General features: G+C 56.5%; 17 protein-coding genes. 10 read left to right on the top strand and 7 right to left on the bottom strand.

From position 1 onward, the window contains the following. Positions 1-17 precede the first annotated feature (17 nt). Positions 18-386, bottom strand: a complete 369-nt coding sequence (locus Q8X51_RS25485; protein ID WP_407694296.1) for a Zn-ribbon domain-containing OB-fold protein — start codon at positions 384-386, stop codon at positions 18-20. Between the two features lie 433 nt (positions 387-819). Here Q8X51_RS25485 and Q8X51_RS25480 point away from each other — a divergent pair, with 433 nt between their 5' ends. The 7 genes from Q8X51_RS25480 to Q8X51_RS25450 all read left to right on the top strand — a co-directional run bounded on the left by Q8X51_RS25480 (position 820) and on the right by Q8X51_RS25450 (position 7,466). Next, positions 820-1,992: an acyl-CoA dehydrogenase family protein gene (locus Q8X51_RS25480; RefSeq protein WP_407694297.1), complete on the top strand. Its 1,173-nt coding sequence runs from the start codon at positions 820-822 to the stop codon at positions 1,990-1,992. 60 nt (positions 1,993-2,052) lie between these two features. Next, positions 2,053-2,532: a MaoC family dehydratase gene (locus Q8X51_RS25475; protein ID WP_053136292.1), complete on the top strand. Its 480-nt coding sequence runs from the start codon at positions 2,053-2,055 to the stop codon at positions 2,530-2,532. A gap of 2 nt (positions 2,533-2,534) precedes the next feature. After that, the gene (locus Q8X51_RS25470) at positions 2,535-3,815 is read left to right on the top strand and encodes a CaiB/BaiF CoA transferase family protein (RefSeq protein ID WP_407694298.1); all 1,281 of its coding nucleotides are present in this window, start codon (positions 2,535-2,537) and stop codon (positions 3,813-3,815) included. A gap of 50 nt (positions 3,816-3,865) precedes the next feature. After that, positions 3,866-4,630 carry a glucose 1-dehydrogenase gene (locus Q8X51_RS25465; protein ID WP_407694299.1) on the top strand — a complete coding sequence of 255 codons (765 nt, stop codon included), beginning with the start codon at positions 3,866-3,868 and terminating at the stop codon, positions 4,628-4,630. 28 nt (positions 4,631-4,658) lie between these two features. Beyond that, entirely contained in the window at positions 4,659-5,435 is a 777-nt protein-coding gene (locus Q8X51_RS25460; protein WP_407694300.1) for an enoyl-CoA hydratase-related protein, read from the top strand. A gap of 65 nt (positions 5,436-5,500) precedes the next feature. Next, positions 5,501-6,460 (top strand): spirocyclase AveC family protein, encoded by a 960-nt coding sequence (locus tag Q8X51_RS25455; RefSeq protein WP_407694301.1) that lies wholly within the window; start codon positions 5,501-5,503, stop codon positions 6,458-6,460. Positions 6,461-6,620: 160 nt separating this feature from the next. Beyond that, a complete protein-coding gene (locus Q8X51_RS25450; protein ID WP_407694302.1) occupies positions 6,621-7,466 on the top strand; it encodes an oxidoreductase in 846 nt (281 codons plus the stop codon). A 44-nt stretch (positions 7,467-7,510) separates the two neighbouring features. Here the strand turns inward: Q8X51_RS25450 and Q8X51_RS25445 are convergent, their stop codons facing one another. From Q8X51_RS25445 to Q8X51_RS25420, 6 genes are all read right to left on the bottom strand, one after another. Then, positions 7,511-7,942: a hypothetical protein gene (locus Q8X51_RS25445; RefSeq protein WP_407694303.1), complete on the bottom strand. Its 432-nt coding sequence runs from the start codon at positions 7,940-7,942 to the stop codon at positions 7,511-7,513. Beyond that, positions 7,923-8,579, bottom strand: a complete 657-nt coding sequence (locus Q8X51_RS25440; protein ID WP_407694304.1) for a hypothetical protein — start codon at positions 8,577-8,579, stop codon at positions 7,923-7,925. Before Q8X51_RS25440 ends, Q8X51_RS25445 begins: the two co-directional genes overlap by 20 nt. Before the next feature lie 69 nt (positions 8,580-8,648). After that, positions 8,649-11,132 carry an efflux RND transporter permease subunit gene (locus tag Q8X51_RS25435; protein WP_407694305.1) on the bottom strand — a complete coding sequence of 828 codons (2,484 nt, stop codon included), beginning with the start codon at positions 11,130-11,132 and terminating at the stop codon, positions 8,649-8,651. Positions 11,133-11,206: 74 nt separating this feature from the next. Continuing rightward, positions 11,207-12,268, bottom strand: a complete 1,062-nt coding sequence (locus Q8X51_RS25430; protein ID WP_407694306.1) for a WD40/YVTN/BNR-like repeat-containing protein — start codon at positions 12,266-12,268, stop codon at positions 11,207-11,209. A gap of 90 nt (positions 12,269-12,358) precedes the next feature. After that, a complete protein-coding gene (locus Q8X51_RS25425) occupies positions 12,359-13,732 on the bottom strand; it encodes a DUF1329 domain-containing protein (RefSeq protein ID WP_407694307.1) in 1,374 nt (457 codons plus the stop codon). A 36-nt stretch (positions 13,733-13,768) separates the two neighbouring features. Beyond that, positions 13,769-15,562, bottom strand: coding sequence for a DUF1302 domain-containing protein (locus Q8X51_RS25420; protein ID WP_407694308.1), 1,794 nt, complete (start codon positions 15,560-15,562; stop codon positions 13,769-13,771). Positions 15,563-15,953: 391 nt separating this feature from the next. On the opposite strand from Q8X51_RS25420, the gene Q8X51_RS25415 reads away from it, so the two are divergent. The 3 genes from Q8X51_RS25415 (at position 15,954) to Q8X51_RS25405 (ending at position 19,473) form a co-directional block, all read left to right on the top strand. Beyond that, the gene (locus tag Q8X51_RS25415; RefSeq protein ID WP_407694309.1) at positions 15,954-16,904 is read left to right on the top strand and encodes an SDR family NAD(P)-dependent oxidoreductase; all 951 of its coding nucleotides are present in this window, start codon (positions 15,954-15,956) and stop codon (positions 16,902-16,904) included. Positions 16,905-16,986: 82 nt separating this feature from the next. After that, complete coding sequence (locus Q8X51_RS25410; RefSeq protein WP_407694983.1) at positions 16,987-18,687, top strand: HAMP domain-containing methyl-accepting chemotaxis protein; 1,701 nt, start codon at positions 16,987-16,989, stop codon at positions 18,685-18,687. A gap of 24 nt (positions 18,688-18,711) precedes the next feature. Further along, the gene (locus Q8X51_RS25405; RefSeq protein ID WP_407694310.1) at positions 18,712-19,473 is read left to right on the top strand and encodes a DUF2889 domain-containing protein; all 762 of its coding nucleotides are present in this window, start codon (positions 18,712-18,714) and stop codon (positions 19,471-19,473) included. Positions 19,474-19,508: the final 35 nt, after the last annotated feature.

Raw genomic sequence — 19,508 nt, 5'->3', positions numbered from 1 at the left:
CTTTGAAGCGATGCCCGTCAAACCGGTTCGAAAATCAGCACCGCCACATCACTGGCGTCACGCACGATACGGGCTTGAACGTTTTGCCCGATCTGCACGGCCTCAGGCTCGATCCCTTCGACGCGGCTCATCATGCGCACGCCTTCAGCGAGGTCGATCAGGGCGACGTTGTAATGAGGGGTCGGGGGGCGCTGACGAACGACGGTGGTGGAATACACCACGCCACGGCCGCTGGCCGGGACCCATTCAAGGTCAGTGCGCCCGGATCCCGGTTCAGCAACACGCGGATAGAAGACGAAAGCACCGCTCTGCCGACTGCGTTGCAGCATGAATCGCCCCTCGGAGAGATGGCGCTGGTAATCAGACTCAGGGAGCAAGGCATCCATGGGTTTTACCTTAGTATGTTCGCAGACAATAGTTGTTTTTATGAACGCTATTCCGAATAGTAAACGCCGTTACTCTGCAACGTCAAGCATGCTGCATCTATTGCACACTCACAAGACATACATAATACCGAACGGTATTTTCATATTTTTTGCCTAATCAACCCTCAAATATCTCCCCAGCACATTTTTTAAATCCTCCAAAGCGCGTCAGCCACCCCCTAAATCACGGATAGACAGGGCTCCTGGCCCTTTGCGAGCGTCCATTACTTTCATTCAGCTCAAATGCGCTTGACACAAAACCTGAACGACGTTTACTTTTGCGAACGACATTTAGAAACATGGATGCTGGCTTCTGACAGCGTTGCATTGGCCGAACCCCCTGATGGGTTCGAGCCGTCGCCGTAAACAGTGTGTTTGGGGAGTAAGCATAACCGTGACGTACGAACTGACCGATGATCAGCGTGAAATTCAGGATCTGGTCCGCCGGGTAGCGAGGGACAAGGTCGCCCCACGTGCCGACGCTATCGATCGCACCGGTGAATATCCTCACGATATGTTCGCCCTTCTCAAAGAGCTTGGCTTGTTTGCCCTGCCGTTCCCTGAGCAATACGGCGGCACCAACAGCTTGTTGTCTGCGTGTATCGCCGTCGAAGAGCTGGGTCGGGTTTGCTATAACACCGGCTATCTGTTGGTGGTTCAGTGGACGCCGTTCGGCGCGATCCTGGGCGGCGGCACTGAAGAACAGAAGCAGCGATTGTTGCCGGGCTTGGCGTCGGGTGATTTACGCGGCGCGCTGTCATTAACCGAGCCGCAGAGTGGTTCTGACGTTTCCGGAATCAAGACCACCGCGCGCAGAACCGAAGGCGGTTATGTGCTCAATGGTGCAAAAATCTGGTGCACCAACTCACACATCGCCGATTTCATCCTCGTGGCGGCCAAAACCGTGGCCGAAGACGGCACCGCGCGGGGGATCAACCTGTTCATTGTCGACCGTACAACACCAGGCCTGACCATTGGCGCCCCCGAACACAAGATGGGTGCACGCGGCATTCCGGCCTGCCCGCTGTTTTTCGACGATGCATTCATCACCGATGACAACCGCCTCGGCCCCGAAGGCGGCGAAGGATTCAAAGTCGCTATGGAAGCGCTGAATACCAGCCGCCCCTTGATTGCCGCGAGGGCTGTGGGCCTGGCCCAGGGCGCCACCGATCACGCCATCGACTACATCCAGAACAGGGTGGCGTTCAAACAGAAAATCAGCGATTTCCAGGGCATTCGCTGGATGGTTGCCGACATGGTGACCCAGACCGAAGCCGCCCGCCAACTGGTGTACCGCACCGCCTCAATGGTCGACGCCGGTATCAGCGGGAGGACTCTCGCGCCAATGGCGGCCATGGCAAAAATGTTCGCCTCGGACGTCGCTATGAAAGTCGCGACCGATGCCGTGCAGTTGTTCGGTGCCGCCGGCATTTCCAATGAGTACCCAATCAACCGCTATTTCCGTGACGCCAAGGTGATCCAGATCATTGAGGGCACTAACCAGATCCAGCGAAACATTATCGCCGACAGCGTATTGGGCCGAGTGACCCGGCGCGACGCCTCATGACTTCAGCGCGCGGTGACCTATCACTCGCACTCACCAACAAAAACGAGAAAGGACAAAACCATGGAGCAGATTGAGACCGTAGGCCTGGGCATCCATTGGGAAGATCTGCCTGTCGGGAGGAAATTCCAGACCGTCGGGCGCACTGTGACCGAAACCGATGTCGTCAACTTCGTTTCCGTGACGGGCATGCTCGAAGTGTTGTTCACCAACATTGAATTTCTCAAGGAACAATCTGCGATCAAAGGCCGCGTTGCACCCGGCGCACTGGTCTTTACCTTTGCGGAGGGGCTGCTGACTCAAGCCACCATGCAGGGGGTTGGTTTTGCCTTCCTGAACATGGAACTGGACATCAAGGCGCCGGTGTTCGTCGGCGATACCATTCATGTCGAATGTGAGGTCATCGAGTGCCGCGAAAGCGCCAATCGCCCCGGGCTCGGTCTGGTACGCACGCGTAATCGCATCATCAAGCAAGATGGCACGCTGGTGCAGGTCTACACCCCGCTGCGCCTGGTCAAAGGCAAAGACTATAAGGGTAATTGACCATGGCCCAGCAGGAATTGGAGAAACCGACCGGCCCCCTCGCCGGTCTGCGGGTCATTGATTTGTCGATCAATGTCCTCGGCCCGGTGGCGACCCAGATCCTCGGCGATATGGGCGCTGACATTATCAAGATCGAACCGCCCTCCGGAGACCAGAACCGTCAGAACGGGCCAGGCAAAAACCCGGACATGGCGGTGTTTTACCTGATCATGAACCGCAACAAGCGCAGCGTGGTGCTCGACCTCAAGCAGGCCGAGTGCATGGAAGCACTGCTAAAGCTGGTAGAAACCGCCGATGTGGTGGTGCACAGCATGCGTCCCAGCGCTGCCAAGCGCTTAGGTATTTGCTATGAAAAGATCCGCGAGCGAAACCCGAAGATTATCTATGCCTTCGCTCCGGGTTATCGAGGCGACGGTCCGTACAAAGATATGCCGGCATTCGACGATGTCATTCAGGGCGAAAGCGGCCTGGCCGCGATCAACCGGGGGCTCGATGGGCAACCTCGCTACTTCCCGACAGTCATCGTCGACAAGTTCTGCGGTTACGTCCTGGCCTCCTCAATCAGCATGGCATTGCTGCACCGCGAGCGCACCGGAGAAGGTCAGCAGGTGCTGGTGCCCATGCTCGAAACCATGCTGCAGTTCAATCTGTTCGAGCATCTGTGGGAAGGCGCCTTGGGCTCATCCAATGGTGAAGGGCTGGGCTACACACGGATGTTTTCAACCCATCGCAAGCCCTACGCCACCCTGGACGGGCACATCTGTCTGCTGGCGGTCAACGACGAGCAATGGCGACGGGTGCTCAAGGCCATCGGCAGGCCCGAGCTATTGGAAGACCCGCGTTTCTGCCGCATGAGCGAACGCATGCTCAATATCAACGAGCTGTATGGAATTCTGGGTGCAGCCATTGCCAGCAAAAGCTCGGCCGACTGGGAAACTATCTTCGCTGAGGCGGACGTTCCCCATGGTCAGGTGCGCGAGCTGAACGATTTGATGAAGGACGAATACCTCAAGGAAACCGGGTTCTTCCAGCATGTGGAGCACCCCACCGAGGGCGAGCTGGTGATGACCTCAATCCCGGTTCAGTTCTCGGCGTCTCCCGGCAACGTCCGGTATCTCCCCCCGAATCTGGGCGAGCACAGCCTGGAAATTCTCGCCGAGGTTGGCTACAGCGCTGAAACCGCAACCCGACTCTCTCAAGTCCACGCCCGAAAAGCCGCCACAGCGAGCAGCCCGGGCGCCCAGCCCATGCCCTTGGCTGCGGCCGAGTCGCCAAAACAATAAATGCCCTTGCGGCCAGTCCGCGAATCGATGGTTAGAAAAAGGTATTGAGCATGAAAGGATTGAAAGACAAGGTCGTATTGATCACGGGCGGTGCCGGCGGGATCGGCGCCGCCATCTGCCGCCGCTTCGCCGAAGCCGGTTCGACCATCGCCGTGTTCGATCTCAATAGCGAAGCCATGCAAAAACTGACCAGTGACCTCGACGCCACGGGTGCGCGCGCGTGCGGCTACAAGGTCGATATCACCGATCACGAGGCCGTGAACGCGGCCGTTGCCAGGGTTGAGGACGAGCTCGGGCCCATTGACGTCCTGGTCAATAACGCCGGCTGGGACATTGGGGCGTTTTTCCTGCAAACCGAAAAACCGTTTTGGGACAAAGTCGTTGCGATCAACCTTTACGGTCCACTGAACATGCACCACGCCGTGCTCAAGCGTATGAGCGCACGTGGTACCGGGCGCGTGGTGAATATTTCCTCGGACGCAGGCCGGGTCGGCTCGTCGATGGAGGCGGTCTACTCGTTCTGCAAAGGCGGCCTGATTGCATTCAGCAAAACCATGGCCAGAGAAATGTCGCGGCAACAGATTCCGGTCAATGTCGTGTGCCCTGGCCCGACCGAAACCGCCTTGCTGGACAACCTGGCCCAAGGAGAAAAAGGCGAAAAAATCAAAGCCGGTCTGGTCAGGGCCGTTCCATTCGGTCGCATGGGTCAGCCGGACGACGTGGCAGGCATGGTCCTGTTTCTGTCCAGCGACGATGCCGCGTTTATCACCGGCCAGGTCATCAGTGTGTCTGGTGGCTTGACGATGGTCGGCTAAGCCCACTCATTTCATTCAGGAACTGCCCATGGAATTCAAAGACATTCTCTACACCGAAGATAACGGCATCGCGACCATCACGATCAACCGTCCGCAGGTGTACAACGCCTTTACCGCCAACACCTGTGAGGAGTTGATCCAGGCGTTCAGCAAGGCTGGATACAGCAAAGACATTGGCGTGGTCGTGTTGACCGGCGCCGGTGACAAGGCGTTCTGTACCGGCAGTGATCAATCCGGTGGTCGTCATGCGGGGCGCGGTGTGGTCGGCCTGCCCATCGAAGAGCTGCAAAGCATTATTCGGGACATCCCTAAACCGGTCATTGCCCGCGTCAACGGTTATGCCATCGGCGGCGGTAACGTACTGGTGACGCTCTGTGACCTGGCTATCGCGGCCGATAGCGCGCAACTGGGTCAAGTGGGACCTAAAGTCGGCTCGGTCGACCCCGGCTTTGGTACCGCCCTGCTCGCCCGACTGGCAGGTGACAAGCGTGCTCGAGAAATCTGGTACCTGTGCCGCCGTTATTCTGCCAAGCAGGCGCTGGACTGGGGCCTGGTCAACGCCGTGGTGCCAATCGACCAGCTCGACGCGGAAGTGAAGAAATGGTGCGACGAAATCCTGATGATGAGCCCGACCGCGATCGCCTTGGCCAAGCGCTCGTTCAACATGGACAACGAAAACATCCGTGGGATTGGCGCATTCGCCATGCAGGCTTTGGCCATGTACTACGAAACAGAAGAGTCCAAAGAAGGCGGCAACGCTTTTCGCGAGAAGCGCAAACCGGAGTTTCGCAAGTACGTGAAATAGACCTGGGCGGCAGTCATGGCTTTAGCGGGCTGGCTTCTCCTTGAGTACGATCAGGAATAACAAGAATGGCAACGTTATCGAGCCAAGGGGCAAGGCGCTCCAGGGTGGTTCTGTTTTGGGCGGCGTTGGGTGCGGTGTTTCTGGCCACCCAGCTCTATGTGTATGGCGCCTGGATCACATCGGCTGACTTTCGCCCGACCTTGCGTGGCGACGATCCGATACCCGAGTACTCCCGAATGGCGATGACGGTGTACGAGATCCTTAACCTGGTGACACTGGCCTTCGTTCTACCCTGGTTCTTCAGTGGACTGCGCCGAGACCGGGAAATCGACAGCACCCGCTTGATGATGATTGGCTGGCTGTCCGCCTACTGGCTCGATCCTTTCCTGAACTTCTTGCGCCCTATGTTTACTTACAACGCCTATGCGCTGAATTATGGTTGCTGGTGCGAATTCATTCCAGGCTGGCAATCGGTCAACGGATCGAGGATCGCCGAGCCGCTGCTGATTGACGGCCCATCCTATTTTTATGCGTTTACCGGCACCGCGCTGATTGGCTTGTCCTTCATGAAAAAGGCCATGGCGCGCTGGCCTGGAGTGGGTAACGCCGGCCTGACGCTGGCGGGATTCGTTGGGGTCTGGGTGTCGATGGGGCTTCTGGATGTGGTCGCGACCCGTTACTTGCACTTCGATGCCTGGCCGATCGCATTTCAAGGCCTGTCATTCTGGGGCGGCCGTTTTTACCAGTTTCCTGTCTACGAATTCCTGCTGTTTCCTTCGACCTTCATTGCCTGCGCGTTCCTGCTGCTGCATGCCGACGGCAACGGCAGGACCGCCATCGAACGCGGCGTTGACACATTGGGTATTTCCCGAGGAACACGCACCCTATTACGCATCCTGGCCTATATCGCCTTTTGCAACGTGTTGAACCTTACCTACACCTCAGCCATGGGGGTGCACGCGTTGTATGCCGACCCATGGCCCACAGACATGCCAAGTTGGCTGAGCAACGAGCACCCAAAATAAGAGCATAGGTCCTCGTCCCTTATCGGATGATTGACAGCCGCCTGTTCCACGACTGGCGGCTTTTTTCATCCTCATGCGCAGAGGCTCATACGACTGCAGCTAGCCAGGGCCCAATAGTGTTTATGTCTGATTCCTCAAAAATAACAACAAGGAGAGCACAATGGCTTCACGTCAAACGACTCACTGGCTGATCACCGGCGTTTCCAGTGGCTTCGGCCGAATACTCGCTCAAGCCGCGCTGGCGCGTGGCGATTCCGTGGTCGGAACCCTGCGGCGCAATTCGCAGATCAGCGAATTCGAAGCCCTGGCGCCAGGCCGTGCCCATGGCGTCCAACTCGATGTCACCGACGCTGAGCGCATCGGCCCAGTGATTGCCGAATCCATCGCGACACTGGGGCATATCGACATCCTGGTCAACAACGCCGGCTATGGTCTGTTCGGCGCCATCGAAGAGGCCACGGCTCAAGAGCTGCAACAGGTGATGGACACCAATTTCACCGGCCCGCTGCGCCTGATTCAAGCCGTCCTGCCCCATATGCGCGCCCGTAAACAGGGGCGCATCATCAATTTCTCTTCGCTTGCGGGGATGATTGGCATGCCTGGCGTCGGCCTCTATTGCTCAGCGAAGTTCGCGCTTGAAGGCATGAGCGAGTCGCTGGCGGGAGAGCTTGCGCCGTTCGGTATCCAGGTCACGCTGATCGAGCCGGGAGGCTTTCGTACCAACTTCGCCAGCAGCTCACTGGCGATTGTGGCGAACCCCATTGCGGCCTATGACGCGACACCGGCCGGGCAGACACGAAAACACATCACCGGCTACGCCGGCCATGAGCCAGGTGACCCCGTCAAAGGCATGCAGGCGATTCTGGACATGCTTGACGCACCCAAGGCGCCGCTACGGCTGGTGTTGGGCGCCGATGCGGTCGCAGCGATCCGCAGAAAGCTAGGCCAGGTCAGCGCCGACATCGACAGCTGGGAAAGCACCTCTGTCGCCACCGCCTTTGCCTGACCAGCCGACGCAAGGGTCACTATGTCATGAGCTCAAGCGGCACGTCAGCGCAACAACGCCAACGTGCCATGAGTCAGTGCAGCATCGCCAAAACGCGCTGCATAGGCGGTATTGACCGACTCGGTTTGAAAGCGGGTTTCGTTGATCAGGAACACAAACAACCCCCACGCAATCTCTCGGCGATAGCACTCCAGCGCCTCTTCAAAACCCGGTGCATCGACCCCTTCCTCGGTCAGGCATTTCAGGTAGTGCGCCAGCAACGGTTGCTCCCACTCGCGGCGATCGACGATGTCCAACGCGCAGATCAGGTGGTAAGTCACATCAGCAAACCACGGCGCCCTGTTGATTTGCATGTCGAGAAAACCCGGCGTACCCAGGGGATCTTCGTACAGATTACCCAGGTGAGTATCGCCGTGACTGAGGGTCGGCGGATGAGCCTGGTGCAGTCGTGCCAGCTCACCAAAGGCATGGCGCATCCACTCCCAGATCATGCAAGCGCGTCGACACTGCTGCGCCACGAGGCGATTCAATGTAGCCACGCCAGACCTCGGGCTGCAGGTAACGGTCGGCATACATCAGCGTATCACCGGTCATTCGTGGTTCGACCCACGCCATCGGCGCCCCCGCATGGAAATCCGAGTGAGCCCACCATTGAGCATGATAGCGAGCCATCGCCTGCAGACGTCTTTTGACCTGGTCGGGACGTTGTGGCTGTAGCGCATTGCAAAATCGTACGCCGGCCAGATTCAGGTCCTCCATCAATATGATGGACTGGTGACTCGCGGGGTCCTCGTCGCTTTGGGCGAAGAAACACCGGGGCGTGTTCATGGCGACCCGAGGCAGTACCTCACGGTAAGTCCGCGTTTCCTTGGCATACATGAACCCCATGGACGCGCTATGGGCTTCGAACCCACCTTTAACAATCATGCGCCGCGGCAACCCGGCCAACTCGCCCACCGCGTTATAGCGCAATTCAACCCGAATCTTGGTCGAGGTGCCGAACAGGACATCAACGACCCTGGCCTCTCGCACCTCTACCCCGGGCCAACTCAACGCTAATGCCTCACTCAACCATTGTGCGGTGATGCCTTCGAGCGTCAGTGGAAGCCGCATGCCGCTACCTCAATCGTTGCAACGCCTGAAACAAAAAACACCAGCGCGCTCGCGTATGAAAGCCGCAACTCAATAAACGCTGACGTTGGGCACCTTGGAAATGGGTTTTGACTCGCCCTCACCGGCAGCCAACTCGTCCGCGCCTGATGCGCTGACATCGTCGGACCGAAAGTCCGCCGGGCCTCGCAGCAGGAAATAGGACATCGCAGGTATCAGAATCAATGCTCCGACCATGTTCCCGATGAACAGGAAGGTCAGCAGGATGCCCATGTCGGCCTGGAATTTGATCGGCGACCAAACCCAGGTCACCACGCCCGCAGCGAGGGTCAGGCCCACCAAGGCCACGACACGTCCGGTAAACTGCAAGGCATGGCGATAGGCTTCGATCAGACTTTGGCCAGCGCGCTGTTGTTGCAACTGGACACTGAGCAGATATAACGCGTAATCCACGCCAATCCCCACGCCCAGCGTAATCGCGGGCAAGGTCGCGACTTTCATGCCAATTCCCAACCCCACCATCATCGCCTCGCACAAGAGGGTGCTGATGAACAGCGGAACCACGGCAATAACGGCGGCTTTCCAGTTACGAAAGGCGATCAGACACAGCAAGGACACCGTCGCATACAGTGCGAGCAACATCTTCACATTGGCGCGTTCCACCACAATGTTGGTCACCGCTTCAATCCCGGCGCTGCCTGCAGCCAACTGGAATTGGCGATCTTCGGTGTCATGTTGCTTGGCGAAGGCTTCCGACGCTTTGACCACACGCTCCAACGTCTCGGCCTTATGGTCTTGAAGATAAGCCACGATAGGGGTTACCGAACACCGCCGGTCTACCAGCTCGGGCTTATCCACCTGAACCTGCTCAATCGCGCTATTGAGGTTGCTGGGATTGCGCGGAATGCTCAGCCATTTGGGGCTGCCTTCATTCTGACCGGAAAACACCATTCTTACCGAATCAGAGGCTGACATCGTCATCTGCACACCCGGGACCTGACGCAGCATGTTGCTCATAAGGTCGGCCTCGACCAGTGATGAATACTGCTGACAGCCACCTTCCGAGGTTTTCATCATGATCACGAACATATCGCTGGACAGCGCGTAGTGCTGGGTCAAATAACGCACGTCTTTGTTGTAGCGCGAGTCAGGACGCAGCTCCGGAGCGCCGGCGTCCAGATTGCCGATCTTGAGTTGAGTACCGACCGCAAAACCGCCGATAGCCAGTAAAACCGAAACCGATACGGCTTTTATCGCCCGGCCACGCTGGGTGAAACTGGCGAAGAACTCCCAAAATCTACTGGTTCCTTCTCCACGTTCCTGGCGAATGCTGCGCTCGGCGGCGCTTTTGCTCACCCCGACATAAGACAGCGACACCGGCACCAGAACCAGGATGGTGAAGATCAGAATACCGACACCAATCGACATACTGATAGCCAGCTCCTTGATCACCGGAATGTCGATGATGATCAACACAGCAAAGCCCACCACATTCGCCAGCAATGCGGTCAACCCAGCGCGGAACAAACGGCGAAAGGTATAACGTGCGGCGACATATTTGTGAGTACCACGCCCGATATCCTGCATGATCCCGTTCATTTTCTGCGCACCATGGGACAAGCCAATGGCGAAGATCAGAAAGGGCACCAGAATAAGATACGGATCCAGCACATAGCCGATGACACTGAGAATACCCAACAGCCAACACACGCCCAGCGTGGCGTAAAAGACCAGTAATATGGTGCTGCGAATGCAGCGCGTGTAGAGGAAGACAAACAGCGCAGCGATAGCGGCGGCAAAGGCAAAAAATTCGCTGACCTGCCATAACCCATCGATAAGGTCTCCCACCAGTTTGGCAAAACCAATGATGTGAATTTTTATCTTGTCGGTTTCCAGCACCCGGACTTTGCTTTCCAATTGATGTGAAAAGTCGTTGTAGTCCAGGGGCAGGTTAGTGTCCTGATTCTTGTCCATCAACGGCACAATGATCAGGCTCGACCGGAAATCGGACGCGACATAGTTGCCGACAATCCCCGACTGCAGGATGTTGCCACGCAAGGCATCCATAGCCGCAGCGGACCAGTCGAAAGGATCCGGCATGACCGGGCCACCGCGATAGCCCTCCTCCGTCACCTCGGTCCAGCGCAAGCTCGATGTCCACAGGCTGCGCAACGCCGACCGATCTACACCCGGCATCAGGAACAAGGTGTCGCTGGCTTTTTGCACGGTATCAAGGAAGTCTTTGTCAAAGATGTTGCCTTGGGTATTCTCCACCACCACGCGTACGGAGTTACCCATCCCGCGCAGCGCATCCTTGTTCTGAAAGTAGTTCTGAATGTAGGGATGAGACTGAGGGATCATTTTTTCGAAACTGGCATTGACCGGCAGTTTCGAAGCCTGCCAACCCCAGAATACAGTCGCCAGCAGACAAATCAGCAGGATCGGCAGACGATGGTTGAAGATAAACCGTTCGAACCAGATGCCGCTGTTTCGATCAAAATCCTTGGGATCCCGGATGACTTGCATATCACCCTGATTGCCGGCAGGAATAGCCATAAATGTCTTCTCGATTATTATTGTTCAGTAAGACTGGCCATAGCACGATAGCCGCCCTGATCAATCCCCGGCTTTCACCGGTTACTGACCACTTGCACACCTGACAAGCCAACGATGGCGACCTGCCCTTTGAGCAGCGCCAGTCCAGCAAATAATGCAGGGTGAACATCTGGCAATGGGGCAAAGCTCTTGCCCTGATCGCTGCTGACAAGGATTGCGCCGGCTTGACTGGCCAGCAGAATGCGCCCCTTATCATCGATAGCACCGTCGACGAGCCCTGCGCTGCCGCCAGTTTCCATGCGTTCCCATGTGCTGCCCTGGTCGCTGGACTTGTAAGCGTTGCCGCGCAATCCGTAGGCAATCAGATAGTGCTCGTTACCCAGCACCCCGAAAAAGCTGCCGGGGTAACCTGTGGAAAGCTTGATGAAGCGTTGCTGGTCAGCGTCTAGCACAAAGACCGTGCCTTGCTCGCTGGCGATATAAAGACGCCCATTTATCCCGGTAATCGAGTTGTAATGGAACATCTGCGGGTTATCGACTTTCTCCACCCAGGATTCCCACGTTTTACCGCCGTCACGAGTCCCAACGATAGTGCCGAATGCGCCAACGGCGAACCCGTTTAACGGATCACTGAACCAGACGCCCAGCATCGGCTGTTCAGGTCCGTTGGCAAAGTTCAGCTTGATCAAGTCCAGGTACTGGGCAGCCTTTTCATCGCCCTGACTGGAGAGGCTTTCAAAATGACCGACCAGCAATTTCTCCAGGCTTTTGCCGTCGAGCTGTTTCTCCCAGGAGCTCGCACCATCCCCACTGTGCAAGACGATGCCATCGTGGCCCACCGCCCAGCCCTGCTGGTCAGTGACAAATTGCACGGATACCAGATCAGAACTCGCCGGCACTTTGGCTTGTTGCCAACTTTTACCTTGATCGTCGGATAACACCACCAAGCCTCTTGCGCCGACTGCCACAAGGCGTTGGCCGGCCAGCGTCACCGCCGTCAATTGCGACGTACTCGCGAGCCGATTGATCTGCGCGGGCGCATTCAATGGATCTTCATAGGGTTGTGCCTGCAGCGCTGCAAAAGGCAGCAGCCCTACCAAAAACACTCCGAAGAGCAGTTTGCGGTAACCCGTCAAGAGCACCTCCAAAACGTTCAAAACAGGGGGGCAGCATTGACCACCCCGCCCTGTGTTTATGGCTGGATCTGACGATCGCCCAGAATACCCTCAGCGAATACCGGCCCCGGCCATCGCGGCAGGTGACAGTAAGTTGGGGGAGAAAGGTTCCGATGTGTACCAACCTGTGCGAGCCTCAAAGGGGAGTGATGCCAAACCATAGGCACCTTTGGTATGGTCGTACATCAACACCCCTTCGCTACGAAGCATCGGTGTGCCCTCATAAGCGGCAAACAACAGGAAGTTCTGCGAGCGGTACAACTTACCTGCGGCGTCATAGGCGTTGTACATCGCCATGTTCCAGCTGTCTTCGTCGAGGTAAAACACCTTCTTGGAGTTGACGTGACGCTGACCCGCTTTGAGCGTTGCTTCCACGACCCAAACCCGATGCAGTTCCCAGCGGACTTTGTCGGGGTTGGCAAACCCTTTCTTGACCAGTTCATCCAACTTTGCCGAAGCCGTGCGGTACGTGTTGTAAGGAACGTACATCTCCTTCTTGCCAAGCAGCTTGAAGTCGAAACGATCCATCTTTCCGTCAAAACCGGTAATCTCGTCAAAGGTAATCAGGCCGCCGTACTGCGCAGAAACGGTGTCGTACTTGAACTCCGGTGCGAGTCTCACCCGGCGCTGGCCTGGAGAATAGGACCAGGCGCTGTCAGCCTTGATATCCAGTCGTAGCGGCGAGTAGCGCATATCCTTGGAGCCCGATTTGGACGCGGGCGCATTGTTGGCATTGACCAAGCGGTTACTGTACTCAGAACTGGTTTTGGAACCATCCCAGTACTCGTGTTCATAATGCACGTTAGAGTCAGTAACCAGGGTTTTTTCACCCGCGCTATCGATCAGGTACGTCGCAAAATTGCCCACTTCGTAGGGCCGAAAAAAGCGGGTGGAGAAGTTCCACATGGCCTCATAACCCGTTTTTGGAATTGGAAAGGCGATCTGTGCATGAGCATCAGCCAGGCCAGTGTTATCGCCCTCAGTGTGAGGCTTGGCGATGTTGTTGATGGTATTGTCATGAGCAAACTTGGGCAGTGGTGGTGCACTTCGATGTGTGGGGTAAACATCGATTCGATAATCAGGGTACCGAGACAACAGCGCCTTGTTACCATCATCGATTTTATCGGCATACTGCGCCATGTTTTTGCCGGTGATGGAAAATAACGGCTTTTCATTGGCATAAGGGTCGATGTAAGGGAACCCACCGGCAGCGTTGATCGGTTTGTACCCGGCCGGTGGCGTGGTCAATGCCTTGGCAGGATCATAAGCAGGAATGCTGCCATCACTGTTACCCGCGATGGTTGCGCCAAACTCAGTCAAGGTGGTGCCGATCTGCTTGATCTCGTCGGCACTAGGAGCACCGAAGCCTTGGGCCGCCATGGCATAGGAGACTGCGATGGAAAGAAGGTATTTCTTATAGTTCATGTTTTTCACCCGTCCGTTCCGCACTGTTGAAAAAACTCAGAAAGCAGTTTTCAAGCTCAACGACAGCCAACCATGATCGTTCTGCGACCAACTCCCGGCCCCGGTCATGCCTTCTCCTCCGGTCGCTGGATGGGTCGTGTGATTAGGCGACCAGGAATCGTTCCATGCCAGCTTTACAACGTGCGTCTGGTAAATATCCGCTTGTACGCCAAACGAATAAGTGATCTGCCCTTCCGCGCCGGTCATACCGCCAGTGGCTGCGTTGCCTTGAAGGCCATAGCTGGCAAACACCGGCGAGCTGATATCGACGCCCGGGAATACCTGCAACCAGCGTGGCGTGAAATTGGTGGAGAATACCGTCGAGTTGCGGGTCACACACCCGTAGGTTTCATCGCCTGAACCCGGACGGCCGCTACGATTGGCACACAGTGGCGAATCGGACCCTTTCAGCGGGTAATTATTGCCACCCAGAGGCGTGAACACGCCGCCTGCACTGATACCAAATTCCGGGTTGTAGGTGACCTTATCCAAATGCTGGAACGCCAGTTCGGCGGACACTTCACCCGCGTCCCAAAACATGGTTTCAGGCAATAGCTTTACCGCGTTCAGTACCAGGCCATAGACATTTCCGCGGGGAGCATTTTGGGAGTCGAACCCAGCGATCACTCCTGGGGCAACTTGAGCAAGCCGTCCCGTTACCGGCGTAAATAACTGCGCATTGCGTCGATAGGTTGCTTCCATCCCGAAGTTAACGCCTTTGACGTTTTGCTCCATCGCAAAACCAAGGAGCTGGTTCTTTTTCGGGTTGTAAAAGCTATCCAACGTACCGTCAGGCGCGGTCGCAAACGGATTCGGGGTTTTCTCGTAGAACTCGCGGTAAACCAGGCTCATGTTGCCGCCATCCAGGAAGTCGGGCTGCCATTTGGCCATAACCCCCCAGTCGTGATCTCCGCTACCCGGTTTATTGTGAGTGGAGCCGATCAGCGGGCCATCGGCCCCATAGAAAGCCGGCGATGCGGCTTCAAAATAAGTACCGCCTTCTGGATAGCGATCGCGACGCCATTCCAGTGAGTACTGCCACGCAAGCGAGAACTCAGGCGTGAGCTGCGTAGTACCGGTAAATTGATTCTGCGGCAGAAATAACTCCTTGGCTTCCAGGCCAGGACTGAGTGCCGCTTTCTGTAGGTCCATCGCCGCTTGGCTATAGGCAATCGACGACTGCTTCGATTGCGGGAAGAGCGAGTTCCCCCAATAGATGTTGTGTCTGCCAAACTTTACCGATGTTGTGGTTTGACCAAGGTCAAAGGTATTGAACACAAAAGCGTCAAGCACTTCAGCATATGGCCCGCTCGTGTAGTTACGGGTGTAGTCCGAATACTTGCCGTTTTTGAAGAACTGATTGGAAAGAAAGTCATTCGTTGTGGGGTCATCCACACCACCACCGTAGGTTGAGTCGTACCAGCCCGCCGCGCTGACACGCAGGCCGTAGCTCCCTTTGATGATCAAATCGAATTCGGACAGCACGTCGAGGCGATTCAGAATCACATCACCTTTCTTGAAGCGATTGTTACCCAATGCAACCGCGTTGTTGTTGGCATCAGCCGTACCATTGGGCCCCAGCTTCAACCGTGAATCCGTGCCTTCGCCGCGGATACCCAGGTTGTAGCGAACCGTGGTGTCCAGACGGCTCTGAATGTCCGGATTGCCAAAATCAAGACTGATTGCGTTGGCGTCGTTGATCACACCGGCCACTGCCAATGCCAACACTGACACCTTAAGTAGACTACGCCGGTAAAGCCTATGCTGAGGTTGTGCGAAGCGAAGATTCATTATTATTGTTCTCCATCTCTGATACCACACCCGCTAGGTGCCCATAGGAGGCGCCGGATACCGGCAACCGCTCCCATTTTTTTTTATTTTTATCTACTCCCTCGCCGGGTTTCGCGAAAGAATGCCTATCGCTCTATATTTCATGAACGATGTTCAGATAGTTGTGCGTGAGCAGTCAGTTGTCAATCCCAACTCAGTAGCGATTCGCTCGCCTGGCCATCCCTACCCGCCCCTCACATACAGAGACGCTCTATGGGCGTCACGCAACCGAAATCGACTCCAGCCACCCTATCGAGACCTCAGATCCAGGATTCGGCATTGACGGAGGACGTATATATGAATAACGTTCAACAACAACCTTCAACACCAATAACAATCAGAGGGTCGTTTTATGAGCAAGGTCGATTTCAGCGGACGCGTCGCCATCGTCACGGGTTCAGGAGGCGGCCTTGGCCGGACCTACGCACTGGAACTCGCGGCACGTGGCGCTTCAGTGGTGATCAATGATTTGGGTGGTAGTTTTGATGGCAAAGGTGGCTCTCATCGGATGGCCGATCAGGTGGTTGAGGAAATCCGCTCTGCCGGCGGCAAGGCGGTAGCCAACTATGATTCAGTTGCGACCCGCGCGGGAGGCGAGGCCATCGTTCAGACTGCGTTGAATGCCTTTGGCAAAGTCGACATCGTTATCAATAACGCGGGTCATCTGCGCAATGCGCGGTTTGAGGACCTGAATGAAGAGGACCTGGACTCGATCCTTGATGTGCATCTCAAAGGCGCGATCTACGTCACCCAACCCGCCTACAAAATCATGAAAAAACAGGGCTATGGCAGGGTGGTATTTGCCTCCTCGGCGGCAGGTGTTTTCGGCAATGCACAGCAAGCTGCCTATGGCACCGCAAAAGCAGGGCTTATCGGCTTGATGAACGTTTTGTCGCTTGAGGGCAAGGAGCATGGTGTGCTGTGCAACGCTTTGTTGCCAACCGCCAACAGCCGCATGGCCGAGGCCATGGACCCAAAACAGCTCGAAGCCTTCGGCGCTCAGTACGCTGCCTTCGCTGAACATTTGGGGCAATCCTATGAGCCGGCATTTGTCACCCCACTGGTCGCCTACCTTGCGAGCGAAACCTGCCAGAGTACTCACGCCATTTATTCGGCTTCAGTTGGCCGCTACGCCCGCGCCTTCATCGGTATCGCCGATGGCTGGAACGGACCTCGACTTGAACCGGCCAGCGTCGAAGAGGTGGCTGCCAACTTCGAGCAAATTACCGATACCCGCAGCTATAGCATTCCTGGCTCGTTGTCCGACGAATTCGACATCATCAATCGTAATTTCCGCAAGTAAAGCGCTACCGACAGCAACCGCCTCATGGAGGCGGTCGCATCGCTGAAAAGCCCGCACCTAACAATAATAAAGGCACGCGCCCATGGGCAACTTCTCGATCAGATCGAAACTGGCTTTCATGGCCGGGTTTGCAACGTTGATGCTGGTGCTGGTCGGTCTAAGCGGCTGGAATGGCATACGTCAGTTAAGCGCCGCGCTAGACCACATCAGCAACGAAACAGATCCTGCGGTGAGTCATCTGCTGACCCTGCGCCTAGGGCAACTGGGCACCGTTAACTCGACCCGGGAAATGATTGGCTGGAATCTGGACCAGTTCGATACCATCGACGATAAAACCTTGATCATTGAAGAGGCTCACGCCTTCTACAGCAGCGTGGCACAGGACAAAGAGTCGGCAGAACTCATGGCCGCTCAAGCCTATGACAGCTACGCAAAACTGCCTAAAAACCCGGAAGAAATCGAGGCATGGAAAACAGTTCAGAGCGAATGGACAAATTTCAAAGACAGCAATGACTCAATCCGTCGGCTGCTCGAACAGTTACGGACAGCCATATCCTGGGGCGAATTACGGCAGAACATGAGCGAGGTAACTGGTCTGGATCAGGTAGCCCAAAGCGCCGTCAACAACCTGGCCGTGGCGCTGGATAAACTGATCCAGCTCAATAAAGGTTATGCCAACCAGGCAAAACTCGACAGCGAACATGCCCGACAACACGCACTGCAATGGATCCTGGCCATGTCTGGCGCTGCCGTGCTCGGACTGGGCTTGATCACCTCTCTGGTCGCCCGCAACATTGTCGGCGCCCTCACGACTATGCGCAGCACCATCGTCGAAGTCGCCCAAAGCAATGATTTCACCTTGCGCGCTCAGGTTCGCGGACGCGATGAGACCAGCCAGACCGCCAGCGCCTTTAACCAATTGCTCGATAAGCTCCAACTGTCGTTACGCGAAGTATTGAACAACGCCGACCAACTCTCCCAAGTGGCCGACAGCGCGTATAACGCATCGCGCCACGTGTCAGCCTCCTCCACCAGTCAGAGTGAGGCTGCGACCCTGATCGCTGCCGCGGTCGAGCAGATGTCGGTCAGCATTGGTCAGGTCAGTGAAAGTACCCAGGACGCATTGCTGCGCGCGCAGCAAGCTGGCGAAACAGCAAGCCAGGGCAGCGCCATCATCACGCGCAATACACTGGAAATGGATTTAATCGCCTCGACGGTCAGTGATACCGGCGTCACCATTGCTGATCTGGAGCAGCAATCAGACAAAATATCCCTGGTCATGCAGGTCATCCGTGACGTCGCAGAACAAACGAATCTGTTGGCTCTTAATGCCGCGATTGAAGCTGCACGCGCCGGCGAGCAAGGACGGGGTTTCGCCGTGGTGGCAGACGAAGTTCGCAAGCTCGCTGGGCGTACCTCAGTGTCATCGGATGAAATCGCGCAGGTGGTGACAACGATCCAAGCGTCCGCGCGCGAGGCCATGACCCGAATGCTCAGCGTCACTGATCGCGTGGTTGCCGGCAGGCAGCTGTCGGACCAGGTGGCCGATCGCATGCAAACGATTCGTGTCAGCGCCAGCCAGGTCGGCGACGCCATCGACTTGATAGCCAGCGCCATCGATCAACAGAACACCGCCACACAAGACATCGCACGCCGGGTCGAATTGGTGGCGCGAATGAGCGAAGAAAACAGCCAATCAGCGAGTCAGACGTCGGAAATCTCCAGCCAACTCAATACCCTCGCTCGCTCGCTACAGGCCACAGCCGGCCAGTTCCGGGTCTGAATCGGATGTACCACAGGAAACGTTATGCAAGATGACTTGATTCCACTGAACGCCCTTTACGGTCAGGGCTGCTATCGACGACGGATATTGCTTCAACGCAATGGCCACACCGTAGTCGCCGAACTGGAAGACGACTATCACGGTTTTCGCCTGGCATTGGAGCATGACGAGCAGTACTTGACCCATATTACAGCCCAGAGTCTGCGCATTCCGACCACGGCTTGCCTGGAAGCACCAACCTTGTTGCAAGCGTTGGTGGGTCATCCTCTGACTCCGGATCGTATGCAGTTTCGCAAAGACACGGCGCCTCGCCTGCATTGCACGCATTTACATGATTTGCTGTGGTTGGCGATGGCACACGCTGGTCGGTGCGAGGACACTCGCCTTTACGATATTGAAGTACCGGACGTGCGCGAGGGGGTGACCCGGGTCAATGTGCAACTCAACGGCCGAGAAATCCTGGCCTGGGAGACTGATCTCGACGCCTTGCTGGGGCCTTCCGAACAGGCGGGAAAACCCTTGCGCAATGGCTTTTCACACTGGGCTGCGCAGGACTATTGCGGTGACCGGCTGGAAGCGGCCTATGTGCTGCAAATCGCAGTGATGGTCGCACGCGCCCGCCAACTGGATGTGGAGGCGATGCGCGCTGCTCGGACCCGACCTATTAAAGCACTGCTGGGTGCTTGCCATGCGTTTCAAGCCAACGTCATTGACCGCGCCCTGCCCGTACTGGGCACTGTGCGCGACTTCAGTGAGCGCCCGCAGGACCTGCTGATGTTCGAGTGAAGGCGCCCGTTGGCGCCCTCTTCTTCCTACTGCCG

The sequence above is a fragment of the Pseudomonas sp. Yb2C2 genome, assembly GCF_052112325.1.
Classification (GTDB): Bacteria; Pseudomonadota; Gammaproteobacteria; order Pseudomonadales; family Pseudomonadaceae; genus Aquipseudomonas; species Aquipseudomonas marginalis.
The sequence above is the reverse complement of the archived record's forward strand: the minus strand, read 5'-3'. Positions and strand labels throughout refer to the sequence as shown.